Source organism: Pelosinus sp. sgz500959, assembly GCF_042610375.1.
Lineage (GTDB): Bacteria > Bacillota > Negativicutes > DSM-13327 > DSM-13327 > CTSoil-075.
This window is the reverse complement of record NZ_JBGJZL010000028.1, coordinates 1-13,620: the sequence shown is the minus strand read 5'-3', so window position 1 is coordinate 13,620 and position 13,620 is coordinate 1. Positions and strand designations below refer to the sequence as shown.

Annotated in this window: 14 protein-coding genes; all 14 read left to right on the top strand. The window is 38.1% G+C overall.

Features of this window, described 5'->3' with window-relative positions:
• The coding region (locus ACAN52_RS21485; protein WP_378957162.1) for an ABC transporter ATP-binding protein at window positions 1-408 on the top strand (408 nt) is incomplete at its 5' end.
• A complete protein-coding gene (locus tag ACAN52_RS21480; protein ID WP_378957161.1) occupies window positions 408-1,112 on the top strand; it encodes an ABC transporter ATP-binding protein in 705 nt (234 codons plus the stop codon). The genes ACAN52_RS21485 and ACAN52_RS21480, both read left to right, overlap by 1 nt.
• Window positions 1,113-1,217: 105 nt before the next feature.
• The gene (locus tag ACAN52_RS21475) at window positions 1,218-1,862 is read left to right on the top strand and encodes a CBS domain-containing protein (protein ID WP_378957159.1); all 645 of its coding nucleotides are present in this window, start codon (window positions 1,218-1,220) and stop codon (window positions 1,860-1,862) included.
• A 386-nt stretch (window positions 1,863-2,248) separates the two neighbouring features.
• Complete coding sequence (locus tag ACAN52_RS21470; RefSeq protein WP_378957158.1) at window positions 2,249-2,806, top strand: helix-turn-helix domain-containing protein; 558 nt, start codon at window positions 2,249-2,251, stop codon at window positions 2,804-2,806.
• A 24-nt stretch (window positions 2,807-2,830) separates the two neighbouring features.
• On the top strand, window positions 2,831-3,733 hold the full coding sequence (locus tag ACAN52_RS21465; RefSeq protein WP_378957156.1) for a trans-4-hydroxy-L-proline dehydratase activase: 903 nt from the start codon (window positions 2,831-2,833) through the stop codon (window positions 3,731-3,733).
• 3 nt (window positions 3,734-3,736) lie between these two features.
• Complete coding sequence (gene hypD, locus ACAN52_RS21460; RefSeq protein WP_378957154.1) at window positions 3,737-6,112, top strand: trans-4-hydroxy-L-proline dehydratase; 2,376 nt, start codon at window positions 3,737-3,739, stop codon at window positions 6,110-6,112.
• A gap of 149 nt (window positions 6,113-6,261) precedes the next feature.
• Complete coding sequence (locus ACAN52_RS21455) at window positions 6,262-7,731, top strand: sigma-54 interaction domain-containing protein (protein WP_378957152.1); 1,470 nt, start codon at window positions 6,262-6,264, stop codon at window positions 7,729-7,731.
• 297 nt (window positions 7,732-8,028) lie between these two features.
• On the top strand, window positions 8,029-8,334 hold the full coding sequence (locus ACAN52_RS21450) for a (2Fe-2S)-binding protein (protein ID WP_378957151.1): 306 nt from the start codon (window positions 8,029-8,031) through the stop codon (window positions 8,332-8,334).
• Window positions 8,331-9,419, top strand: a complete 1,089-nt coding sequence (locus ACAN52_RS21445; RefSeq protein ID WP_378957150.1) for an NAD(P)/FAD-dependent oxidoreductase — start codon at window positions 8,331-8,333, stop codon at window positions 9,417-9,419. The genes ACAN52_RS21450 and ACAN52_RS21445 overlap by 4 nt, the downstream gene beginning before the upstream one ends.
• Window positions 9,420-9,884 (top strand): 4Fe-4S binding protein, encoded by a 465-nt coding sequence (locus ACAN52_RS21440; protein WP_378957149.1) that lies wholly within the window; start codon window positions 9,420-9,422, stop codon window positions 9,882-9,884.
• On the top strand, window positions 9,877-10,155 hold the full coding sequence (locus tag ACAN52_RS21435) for a (2Fe-2S)-binding protein (protein WP_378957148.1): 279 nt from the start codon (window positions 9,877-9,879) through the stop codon (window positions 10,153-10,155). The genes ACAN52_RS21440 and ACAN52_RS21435 overlap by 8 nt, the downstream gene beginning before the upstream one ends.
• Window positions 10,148-11,296: an NAD(P)/FAD-dependent oxidoreductase gene (locus tag ACAN52_RS21430; protein ID WP_378957147.1), complete on the top strand. Its 1,149-nt coding sequence runs from the start codon at window positions 10,148-10,150 to the stop codon at window positions 11,294-11,296. The genes ACAN52_RS21435 and ACAN52_RS21430 overlap by 8 nt, the downstream gene beginning before the upstream one ends.
• Window positions 11,297-11,348: 52 nt before the next feature.
• A complete protein-coding gene (pruA, locus tag ACAN52_RS21425) occupies window positions 11,349-12,896 on the top strand; it encodes an L-glutamate gamma-semialdehyde dehydrogenase (protein WP_378957146.1) in 1,548 nt (515 codons plus the stop codon).
• 284 nt (window positions 12,897-13,180) lie between these two features.
• Window positions 13,181-13,620 (top strand): ABC transporter substrate-binding protein (locus ACAN52_RS21420; protein WP_378957145.1); only part of this gene is annotated, 440 nt, incomplete at its 3' end.

Genomic DNA, 13,620 nt, shown 5'->3' with positions numbered 1-13,620 from the left:
TACCATAAAGAAGAAGCAGAAATTGAGAAAAAAGCCATTGAGCTACTCAAAATCTTTAAACTTGATGACAAAAAAGATGAGATTGCGAAAAACTTGCCTTATGGTGAGCAACGTCGTCTTGAAATAGCCAGAGCTCTTGCGGCTCAGCCGAAACTTCTTCTTCTTGATGAACCAGCCGCAGGTATGAATCCTCAAGAAACTCAAGAACTAATGAAAATGATTCAATGGATTAAGAAAGAATTTGATTTAACCATTCTACTGATTGAACATGATATGAGTCTGGTTATGAATGTATGTGAACGGATTTATGTTCTTGAATATGGTAGTATAATCGCCCAAGGCGTACCTGAGGAAATCAAAAATAACCCACGGGTTATTGAGGCCTACCTCGGAGAGGAGGTTGAGTGATGTTAAAAATTGATAATATTAATGTCTATTATGGTGCGATTCATGCGCTCAAAGGAATTAGTGTTGACGTTAAGGAAGGTGAAATTGTCACCTTAATCGGTGCCAATGGCGCTGGTAAGAGTACGATACTGCGTACGATTTCCGGTCTTCTAAAACCTAAGACTGGTGAAATTACCTTTGAAGGTCAAAATATAGCAGGGAAAGCTGCACAAGATATTGTAAAAATGAGTATTTCTCAGGTTCCAGAAGGCCGTCGTGTATTTGCAAATATGACAGTCATGGAAAATTTGGAACTTGGTGCTTATATTCGTACAGATAGCAAAGGGATTAAGGAAGATTTTGATCAAGTCTTTACGCGATTTCCTAAACTTGCTGAACGTCGGAGTCAGCTTGCAGGTACGATGTCAGGTGGTGAGCAGCAGATGTTAGCCATGGGGAGAGCTCTCATGAGCCGTCCGCGTTTACTGCTTCTTGATGAACCTTCGATGGGTCTTGCTCCTCTTTTAGTCCGAGAAATTTTCTCGATTGTGAAAGATATTAATGCCAGTGGCACAACGGTCTTACTGGTTGAACAAAATGCTCATATGGCTTTATCCATTGCTCATCGTGCTTATGTATTGGAAACAGGACGCATTACCTTAGCTGGTGATGCGAAGGAATTAGCAGCGAGTGAAGACATACGAAAAGCATATTTGGGTGGTTAATGGAATTAGAAAATGTAATATTTTCTAGAATCCAAGTAAAAGCAATTAAGGCTTGGCGTAAGCCAAGCTTTTTTTGGATATATAATAAAAATGGAGATGATCAATATGTTTATCGAACAAAGGATGACAGCGAATCCCATCACAATTTCTTCAACGGCAACCATTGCAGATGCATCAGAGATTATGCGTGCTAATAAGTTTCGCCGTCTGCCAGTTGTAGATGGAGGTAAACTCGTCGGCCTTGTTACTGACAGAGATTTGCGAGCCGTAGCTCCATCACCAGCAACGACTTTATCTATTTTTGAACTCAATTATCTGCTCGCCAAAATGCAGATTAAAGATATTATGGAGAAAAAAGTCATTACGATTCAATCAGATGCGACTGTGGAAGAAGCTGCTCTCTTGCTATATAACCATCGTATTGGTGGTTTAATCGTTGTTGATGCAAGCCAAAAAGTTGTTGGTGTTATTACAGAAACTGATATTTTTAAATGTTTTGTTGATGTAATGGGTCTGACAGAAGGTAAAACTCGTTTGACAATTGATGCTACTGATAAGATTGGTTTATTACATGAAATCACTGAAGTGTTTTCAAAACTGAGTATTAATATTTGCAGCATGGTGAGTTACACATTACCTGATGGGAAAATTGAGTATGTCATCCGTGCTGATATTTCTGATACGAAGGAATTAGAAGAACAGCTTACAGCGATTGGATATCCTATTCACCATATTGTACATATTAAATGATTTTGATAAAAATGAATTGAATAAGTTATGACCTACAGGGACTTAATGAGCCTGTAGGTCATTTTTCTTTAGATAAATGACAGTAAAATTTTGATTACCATCGTATTGAGTTAAAATAGATCACAAGAGATACTAATCGATATTAGTGCTGAGCATTGTCTTAAGATAAAATTCATTTTTATAAAAAATAATTCATGAAAATGAATAAAGACTTGAAAAAGTTATAAAAAACTATATAATAAAAATTAAAGGTGAAAATAAAATGATAAAAATGAATTTGAAAATGAAAAATGATATATGATTTTTAAAGATAAAAGGAAGGCATTTAGTCCTTCGGGTTTAGAAACAACAATAGAAATATTTTTGATTATATAAAAAGAAGGTTAATGATGAATAAAGATATTGGTAAAAAAGTAAAAGAGCTCAGACTCCAAAAGAAAATGACATTAAAGGACTTAAGTGAGTTAACCAGTCTCTCTACAGGTTTTTTATCTCAGTTAGAGCGTGGTTTAACGAATATTGCTACTGATTCTTTGCAAAAAATTTCTGAAGCCTTGGGTGTTGATTTATCTTATTTTTTTGTTAGTGTGACTAAAAATCGAAGTCATGTACTCAGAAGTTATGAAAAAGAAGTGTTTCAGGTAGTGAATTCTAAATTTATTCATTATCATTTGACAAACCACTCTGAGGATAAAACACTATTACCACGTATGATTGAATTGTTGCCCATCAATTGTCATGAAGATCTGAGTCAATATGCCCATGAGGGAGAAGAGTTTGTATACGTATTAGAGGGAACCTTGACTTTGTTTATCAATCACGAGCAAGTGGAGCTTTTTCCTGGTGATTCTGCCCATTACAATTCTTCAATTGTACACAATTGGGCTAATTATACCAATAAAATGGTTCGAATTTTGGTTGTGAGTACTCCGAACTCTTTATAAAGAGGTTCGATTCGAGGTGAGTGAATGCAAACTGCGTTAATTTTTAACATTCAAAAATTTTCTATCCATGATGGACCTGGTATTCGAACCACATTATTTTTCAAAGGTTGTCCCCTTGCTTGTCAATGGTGCCACAATCCTGAAAGCCAAAGTTATGGAAATGAAATTTTGGTCAATTCAGAACGCTGTACGGGCTGTGGGCGTTGCCAAAAAAATTGTCCCCAAGGGGCGATTGAGATAGTAGAGAAGCAAGTAATATGGGATGTTACGAAGTGTATACAGTGTGGAAATTGTGTTAATGGCTGCTATTATGATGGACGACAATTTGTAGGAAAAACATATACAGTACAAGACTTAATGATTGAAATCGAAAAAGATCGACCTTTTTATGAACAGTCAGGTGGTGGTGTGACCTTATCGGGTGGAGAGGTTATGACTCACATTGATTTTGTTGAGGAATTGGTAAAGGCCTGTAAGGAGCAAGGGATATCCGTTGCAATTGATACATGTGGTTATGCTCCTCAGGAAAATTTTATGCGCATTATGGAATATATCGATGTTTTTTTATACGATTTGAAGTGTGTGGATCATAAACTGCATCGACAATATACTGGGAAAAATAATAATCTCATTTTAGAAAACTTAAAATTCCTATCAGATCGCGGAGCCAATATAAATCTTAGGTTACCCCTAATTGCGGGAATTAATACAGATGATAGGCACATTCAGCAGATTATTGATGTGATTGCTGATCTTAGGATTAGTTCCATTAATCTATTGCCATATCACAACATGGGAACCGGGAAATATAAAAAGATCAATATGGAGTATGTTGGAGAACGGTTTACTAGACCTTCTGATGAGAGATTGGCACAAATTCAGGATATCTTTGCACAGGCAAATTATAAGATAAAAATTGGAGGTTAGAATATGGAAGAACGTGGCATGAACCAAAGAATCAAAATGCTTCGAAATCAAAGTATGACTGCCCAGCCCCATTTGTCAATTGAAAGAGCGATGTTAGTCACTCAAGTATATGAACAGTACCTTGGGACAGTCGAAACTCCAATGCTTAGAGCCTTAGCGTTCAAGCATATTATGGAACATAAAACTCTATGCATTAATGCTGGAGAATTGATTGTAGGTGAAAAGGGAGAGCAACCTCAATATGCACCAAGCTTTCCTGAGTTATGCTGCCATACCTTAGAAGATCTAAATGTCATGGATCAACGAGAAAAAATATTCTTTAAAGTCAATGATGAAGCCAAAAAAAATCAAGGTGAAAGAATTATTCCTTTCTGGGAAAAGCGTTCTATGCGCAAGATGATCATCGAAAAAATGTCTAAAGAGTGGCTAGAATGTTATGAAAGCGGTATTTTCACTGAGTTCATGGAGCAAAGAGGCCCAGGGCATACGGTGGCAGATGGTAAAGTTTATCAAAAAGGATTTTTGGAGTTTAAAACTGACATCAAACAACAAATCGATGCTCTGGATTTCTTAGGTGATGAAGAGGCCACTGAAAAAAAGAATCAGCTTGAAGCGATGGATCTATGTTGTGATGGAATCATTGCTTATGGTGAACGTTATGCCCAGTATGCTCGTGACATGGCAAAAAGTGAAAGTGATGAAGGGCGTAAAGCTGAACTATTGACCATTGCTGAAAATTGCACAGTGGTTCCTGCCTATAAACCTGAGACGTTTGCCCAGGCCATTCAAATGTATTGGTTTGTTCACATTGGTGTGACGACAGAAATTAATCCATGGGATGCTTTAAGTCCAGGACGCCTCGATCAGCATTTATATCCTTTTTATAAAAAGGGGATTGAAGATGGAAGCTTAACAAGAGAAAAAGCCAAAGAATTGTTACAATGTTTGTGGGTTAAATTTAACAATCAGCCAGCGCCACCTAAAGTTGGGATTACCTTAAAAGAAAGTAGTACTTATACTGATTTTGCCAATTTGAATACAGGTGGTGTGAAGGATGATGGTTCAGATGGCGTTAATGAAGTCTCTTATTTGATTCTCGAAACCATGGATGAAATGAAGTTGTTGCAACCTAGTTCTAATGTACAAATTAGTAAAAAAACACCGCATAAGTTTATTAAACAAGCTTGTGAAATATCCCGTAAGGGATGGGGGCAACCAGCCTTTTATAATACAGAAGCGATTATCAGTGAATTGCTGAGGGCTGGTAAAGAAATTGTTGATGCAAGGCAAGGCGGAGCTAGCGGGTGTGTGGAAACAGGTGCTTTTGGTAAAGAGGCCTATATTTTAACAGGATATTTTAATCTGCCTAAAGTACTTGAAATCACTCTCAATAATGGTTTTGATAAAGTTGCCAATAAACAATTGGGAATAAAAACTGGTCATGCTGAAGATTTTACAAGTTATGAAGACCTTTTTGCTGCCTTTATCCAACAACTTCATTATTTTGTAGATATAAAAATCAAGGGCAATCATGTGATTGAAAGTCTTTATGCTAAACATATGCCTGTACCTTTTTTATCGGTCATTACGAGCGACTGTATTGCAAAGGGCAAAGATTATAATGCAGGTGGTGCTCGTTATAATACCAACTATATTCAAGGTGTTGGCATCGGGACATTGACTGATTGTTTATCAGCACTTAAATATAATATTTATGATCAACAACGTTTTACCATGAAAGAGTTATTGAAGGCCCTTGATGACAATTTTGAAGGTCATGATTTCATTAAGCATATTGTTAATCATAAAACACCCAAATATGGAAATGATGACGATTATGCCGATCAAATTATGGTAGAGGCATTTAATGCTTTCCACAGCGAGGTGTCAGGAAGACCCACACGCAAAGGCGGTGTCTATGCCATCGATATGTTACCCACGACTTGTCATGTATATTTTGGCTCTGTTATGGGCGCTAGTCCAAATGGTAGAGAAGCCTATAAACCATTATCAGAGGGGATATCTCCCGAAAAAGGTGCTGATCGCAATGGACCTACAGCTGTGATTAAGTCAGCATCGAAAATGGATCATATTAAAACAGGCGGTACCTTGCTCAATCAAAAATTCACACCACCGGTTGTGGCAGGCAATGAAGGATTAGAGAATATGGTCTCTTTAATAAGGACGTACTTTAATCTTGATGGTCATCATATTCAATTTAATGTGATTGACCGCAAAACATTAATCGATGCGCAACATCATCCTGAAGAATACAAGGATTTAATTGTACGGGTAGCAGGTTATAGCGATCATTTTCATAATTTAAGTAAAGAATTACAGGATGAAATCATTGACAGAACGGAACAAGAATTTCATTGAAAATTATTCTTGCTTATCAGAACTCCTTAATTTATACTAAAAGCACAGAGTGTCAGTAAACTGACACAAGCAAAGATGCTTGTACAAGAACTAGGTATTAGTTTTGTATGGGCATCTTTTTTTGCTATATAGATAAGGAGGAAATTGAGATGAGTCATCATTTTCACTTAAATAGAGAAGAGTTACAGGATTATTGTATGAATCAACCAGAAAAGATGATCGAAGCTTATGAAGAACTGTTTGCTCAATATCGTATACAGCAAGCTAGACTTAATGCCTTACTTGAAACCGTTAATGAAGCTATTTGCATTATTGACGAATCAGATACCGTTGTAGTCTGGAATCCTTGTGCGGAATATTTGTATGGGATAGCAGCTACGGACATTATTAATAAGCCCATTGAACGTTTTTTTTCGAATTTGATGTTAACAAAGGTGATGAAAGAGCGGCGCACAGTGCATGAACAGTACCATACGCCTTGTCCTGATACCCATGTATTAATTAATGCCATGCCTGTCAAATTGGCGGGGCAGGTCATTGGTGGTGTTTGTGCTGAAAGAGATATTACCGAAGTAGTGAGATTGAATCAAAAATTATCTAAGACTCATGAGGAAGTCGAGTCATTGAAATTAGAAATTGATAAAATAAATGCTCAGACAGATTGTTTTTCGCCAATTTATGGCCATAGTGTAGCCATTCGTGAAGCAATTAGTATAGCGCGGCGTGTTGCTACCACGAATGTTCCTGTATTACTGCGCGGCGAAAGCGGTACAGGTAAAGAATTGTTTTCTAAGGCAATTCATGATGCTAGCCAACGCGAAGGAATTTTTGTAGCCATTAACTGTGGTGCTATTTCAGCCAGCTTATTTGAGAGTGAATTGTTTGGTTATGAACCAGGTGCTTTTACTGGTGCTGATCGTAAAGGTAAAATTGGTCTTTTAGAACAAGCCAATGGTGGCACTTTACTCTTGGATGAATTAGGTGATATGCCGAAAGAGATGCAAGTTAAGCTATTGCGAACCTTACAAGATAAGAGTTTTTATCGTGTTGGTGGTAATAAGCCCATTTATGTTGATGTACGAATTATCGCGGCGACTCATCGGAACTTAGAAGAGATGATTGGAAAAGGTGAATTTCGAGAAGATTTATATTATCGTTTAAATGTAGTGTCCATCTCATTGCCATCTTTACGCGATCGGCTGGATGATATTCCAGAACTAGTCCATAAAGGTGTTCAATATTATGATACCATTCATAACAAAAAAATCAGTAAAGTTGATCCAGCTCTTATGGCAGCTCTCATTCAATATTCATGGCCAGGCAATATTCGAGAATTGTTTAATGTGTTAGAACGCTTAGTCATTCTGGCAGATAGTAGTATCTTGAATTTGACTAATTTACCAAGCCATTTTAAGCAACCGGATTTTTCATTAGACCATTTAGAAAAACATAAAATGGATGCTAATTTATCGGATGTAACTGTTACTATTGAAAAAGAAATGATAACCATGGTTTTAGTGGAAGAAAAGTTTAATAAAGCAGCTGCTGCTAAAAAACTTGGTATTCCCCGCAGTACCCTTTATTATAAAATGCAAAAACTAGGATTGAAGTGTCAATAAACTGACGCTAACGTCAATATTTAGATGAATTCTTAGATGAAAATCACAAAAAGATAAGAAAAGAATCTATTTTTTATTTAATCATTACATCATGCAACTATATTTTTTAATGATGAAAAAATATTAAATTGCAAATAGAAAGATGAGAAAGAGTCCGTAAATAGTAGGCTTAAAGACATTACTCAATTGAATATTCTCGCGAAAAGTAAAAGTTTTTTCTTAAATCTAACATGATTTTTATTAGAAATAGATGGATTGGCACGCTTATTGCAATAGTATAGGGCAGGAGGTGCTACTATGAGAATTACAAATCATCCAATATTGACGTTTAATGAAAAAGAAATGGTTTCCTTTACTTTAAATGGTGAAAGAATAGAAGGAGTAGCAGGAGAGCCAATTGCCGCCGCTCTGTATGCTGCTGATATAAAAGTACTACGTCATAGTCACAAAAATAATCGTCCCCGCGGACTCTTTTGTGCGATTGGAAATTGTTCATCCTGTTTAATGACAGTGGATGGTATTCCAAATGTACGAGTTTGTGTCGAACCACTTCGTGAGGGTATGGCAGTAGAAACTCAGGAAGGGAAGGGGAAGATCCTATGATGACGACCGAAATTTTAGTCATTGGGGCTGGCCCTGCTGGTCTCATGGCCGCTATTCATGCAGCTGAAGCTGGTGCACAGGTATTGCTTGTTGAAAGAGCTGATCGCTTAGGTGGGCAACTCATCAAACAAACTCACAAATTTTTTGGTTCCAAAGCCGAGTATGCTGGTGAACGTGGTATTGAAATTGCGGAAAAATTAATTACTGCGAGTCAAGAAAATTCAGGTATTACAACTTGGAAGAATGCTGCTGTATTAGGAATTTATCCTGATGGAGTCGTGACGATTTCTCATAATGATGAATTTTGTACGGTAAAACCTAACAAGATCATTATTGCAACAGGTGCTTCAGAAAAAACCATGGCATTCCCTAACAATGACTTACCTGGTATTTATGGTGCAGGAGCTGTACAGACATTGATGAATGTTCATGGAGTGCTGCCAGGTAAACGTCTCTTGATGGTGGGCGCTGGAAATATTGGTGTCATTGTTGCATATCAATTATTACAGGCAGGTGTTGAAGTGGCTGGCATTGTTGAAGCTGGACCTCAAGTGGGTGGTTATCGTGTGCATGCCGCTAAGCTTCAACGCCATGGTGTACCAATCTATACCTCTCATTCTGTTAAAAAAGCTCATGGCAGCTCTTCTTTAGAAGGTGTTACCATTTGTAAATTAGATGAAAATTGGCAGCCAATTGAAGGTAGTGACCAATATATCCCAGTCGATGGTTTATGTTTGGCTGTAGGATTGAGTCCTTTAACTGAACTTTTATGGCAGGCTGGTTGTGAAATGAAGTATGCGGGAGAACTCGGTGGGTATGTACCTCTGCGAGATGCCAATCTAAAGACAACACATGCTGACATTTATGTTGCAGGTGATGTATCAGGAGTGGAGGAAGCATCAGCAGCCATGGTCGAAGGTAAAATTGCTGGACTTTATGTTGCTTCAGTGCTTGGACATCAGCGAGATTCTTTTACAAAGGATTTTCAAGCAGCAAAAAGTCAATTGAATGCCTTAAGATCAGGTCCGGCAAGCGCTAAAATCTGTAGTGGTTTGAGCAAAGTTGTCTTAGAGGAGGCTCAATAAATGGAAAATCAAAATCAAATGCCTTCACAAGAACGTTTTGGCAAAGGTCCAATCGCTGTCTTTGAATGTTTTCAGTCAATACCTTGTAATCCTTGCGCTGATGCCTGTCCACGTGGTGCCATTACCGTAAAAGAAATCAATGATTGTCCGATTGTTGATGTTGATCGTTGTAACGGCTGTGGCATTTGTATGACCCACTGTCCAGGTTTATCAATTTTTGTGATTGATTATACTTATGGAAAAGATACAGCCTTAGTAAAAATTCCTTATGAATTTTCTCCATTACCAGAGACTAATGAATGGGTTGATGCTTTGGACCGTCAAGGTCAGTGCGTGGGGACTGGGCAAGTGATTCGTGCACAGCAATCACCGAATAAAACCAGTATTATTTGGTTGTCGATCCCTCAGGAATTGGCGATGGATGTTCGGAATATCCGCCTTCGAAAGGAGAAAGATCATGAGTGATTACGATACAATTATATGTCGTTGTGAAGATATAACCTTAGGCGAAATACGTGAGCAAATTGCTCAAGGTAAACATACTTTAGAAGAAATTAAACGTGCCTGTCGCACAGGTATGGGGCCTTGCCAAGGAAGAACCTGCGCTCCTTTGATTGCCAGTGAGATTGCCAAAGCAATCGGTCAGAGCGTTGCCGATATTCCTTTACCAACGGTTCGTCCTTCTACAGGACCAATCAAGATGGCCGCATTGCTTGGAGGTAAAGGACATGATTAATACAGCAGATGTAGTCGTAATCGGCGGCGGAGTCGTTGGCTGTTCAACGGCTTATAACTTAGCAAAATTAGGTGCTGGCAAAGTTGTCGTATTAGAAAAAAAATATTTAGCCAGTGGGGCTACAGGCCGTTGTGGCGCAGGCATGCGGATGCAATGGGGATCAGAGACTAATTGCTTGTTGTCGCGAGAAAGCGTTAAGATGTTATCTAATTTATCTGAACGTCTTGATGTAGATGTGGATATTGAATTTACTCAAAATGGTTATCTATTACTGGCGTATAATGAAAAAATGGAAGAACAATTCAAAAAAAATCTCATTGTACAAAAATCACTGGATATTCCTTCACGGTGGGTTACACCGGAAGAATCCTTGGAAATCGCTCCTATTTTGAATACAAAAGGACTTGTTGGTGCAACTTATTGCGCGGAAGATGGACATTGTAATCCATTTAAAGTGACAGAAGCTTATGCTCAGGCAGCCAAAAATCTTAATGTTGAAATTTACACAAATACTGAAGTTCAAGGGATTGTTACAAAGAATGGAAAAATTATTGCAGTACGCACCAATAAAGGTGATATTCAAACAGATACGGTTGTTAATGCCGCTGGCGGATACGCGAAAACTGTAGGCCGTATGGCAGGTATCGAACTTCCTATTTTCCCTGAACGTCATGAAATATTAGTCACTGAACCAGTAGAGCCTTTATTGGGACCGATGGTTATGAGTTTCTTCCATAACTTATATTGTCAGCAAAGTCCTCATGGCAGTTTTATTATGGGAATTGGTCATCCGAATGAACCAGAAGGGTATGATATCAGGTCGAGTTGGCAGTTCCTTTGTGATATGGCAGAACGAGTGGTAGAAATATTACCACCTTTGGCAGGACTTAATGTTGTGCGGCAATGGGCAGGGCTTTATGATATGTGCCCCGACCGTACACCGATACTTGGTAATAGTCCAAAACTTGATCGTTTCTTTACAGCAGCGGGTTTTAGCGGTCACGGATTTATGATTTCGCCTATTACAGGTCAGTTGATGGCAGAAATGGTCTTAGGCAAACCGACAGCTTTTCCAATCCATATGTTTGATGCTGGTCGATTCGAACGTGGCGAACTTTTTGTAGAACCTTCAGTTGTATAATATTCTATTTAACTTATATAATTAAAAAATAATCATGAAAGCGGGAAAAAACATGATGAACGAATATAAAGTAGAACCTTTTACCAATTTTACTATTCCAGAAAATAAAGCAGCCATGGAAAAATCATTAGCAGCTTTGGAATTGGAAAAAGGTAAATCTTATCCACTGACAATTGGCGGAGAAAAATTAGATACAGAAGCACGTATTACTTCCATTAATCCTTCCAAAACGTCTGAAGTGATTGGTACAGTAGCTTGCGCTAATATTGATTTGGCAGAGAGAGCCGTGCAAGCAGCTGCTAAAGCTTTTGCTTCTTGGCAGTATACTTGCCCTGCTGAACGTTCCTTATACTTGTTCAAAGCGGCCGCAATCATGCGCAGACGCAAATTCGATTTTTCTGCATTATTAGTTGAAGAAGCAGGGAAAACATGGCCAGAAGCTGATGCGGATACGGCAGAAGCCATTGATTTTATGGAATACTATGCGCGTCAGATGGATCGATATGCCAAAGGCATGGAAGTTGTGCCTTCTCCTGGTGAACAAAATGAGTGCTCTTATATTCCTCTTGGCGTGGGTATCGTCATTCCACCATGGAATTTTCCACTTGCTATCTTAGCGGGTATGACGGCTGCTGCCATTGTCGCAGGTAATACTGTCATCATGAAACCAGCCAGCTCGACTCCGATTATTGCGGCTAAATTTATGGAGTTATGGGAAGAAGTATCTTTACCTGCAGGTGTCGTTAATTTTGTTCCTGGCAATGGCGGCATTATTGGAGATTACTTAGTAGCCCATCCCAAAGTTCGCTTCATTAATTTCACAGGTTCAAAAGAAGTGGGATTACGCATTAATAAATTAGCTGCTGTGTTATCTCCTGGACAAAAATGGATTAAACGTGTTGTTGCTGAAATGGGCGGAAAAGATTCTATTATCGTTGATAGCGAAGCGGATATCGAAGATGCTGCTGCTGGTATTGTTACTTCAGCTTTTGGCTTTCAAGGTCAAAAATGTTCAGCGTGTTCTAGAGCCATTATTGTAAAAGATGTTTATGATGCTGTGGTAGCAAAAGTTGTTGAAAAAACCAAAGCTCTTCGTGTTGGTTTGGCAAAAGATCCTGAGATGAATATGGGACCTGTTATTGATGAAAATTCTTATAAAAAGATTTTAAGTTATATTGAAATTGGCAAAACGGAAGGTCAGTTACTGTGTGGTGGAAATACAGCTGGCGCGGACGGATACTTCATTGAACCAACGGTCTTCGCTGGCGTTGCTCCTCATGCACGTATTTCACAAGAAGAAATTTTTGGGCCAGTGCTTGCAATTATTCCTGCGGATGATTTTGATCATGCTCTCGCTATTGCAAATGATACTGAATACGGTCTTACAGGAGCGGTTTATTCTAAAAATCGTCAAAAATTAGAAAAAGCGCGCCGTGAATTCCATGTCGGTAATTTGTATTTCAATCGTAAATGTACAGGTGCTTTGGTTGGCGTTCATCCTTTTGGTGGGTTTAACTTATCAGGGACAGATTCAAAAGCTGGTGGGACTGATTATTTACTACTCTTCTTACAAGCTAAATCTGTTTGTGAAAAACTATAATATTCAATTCAATTTATATAATGCACTAAAAAGGGACAATGATCTTGTTAGTCTGTCTAGAATAAACTATAGAACAGGGCTTGCCGTTAGAATCTTTCATGTACTGTAACGGTTTAAAAATTATAATTGAATCAAAGATTAAAGCAATGGCGCTTTGAATAAAGAGAAATCTTTTATTCAAAGCGCCTTTTTATAGTTAGTAAAGGGGGTGATCGGAAAGAAATAGGTAAGAGGGCATATCCTAAAGTATCAATTAATAAGGGGGATTCACAGTGTTAAAAAAGATGAAACTCAAATTAGTAGCTCTAGCCGTTGGTAGTATGCTAGTCACAGGTTTGGTAGCTGGTTGTGGCACCAGTGCAAGTAAAGACATTAAAATTGGTGTTGTGTATGAATTAACTGGTAATACCGCTTCTTTTGGTACAGCTGCTGCAAATGGTGCAAAATTAGCATTCAAAGAAATTAATGCAAATGGTGGTGTACTTGGCAAACAGATTCAAATTGCAGTTGCTGATAACAAAGGTGAACCTTCTGAATCTTCTAATGCAATGACAAAAGTTATTTCACAAGACAAAGTTATTGCTGTAACTGGTTTTACTACAAGTTCTAACGGTATTGCAGGTTCAGCAGTCGCTGAAGCCAATAAAATTCCATTTGTTGCCGCTGCTACTACCAATCCTAAAGTAACGTTAGATGAAAACAGTGGAAAAGTAAAAAATTATAC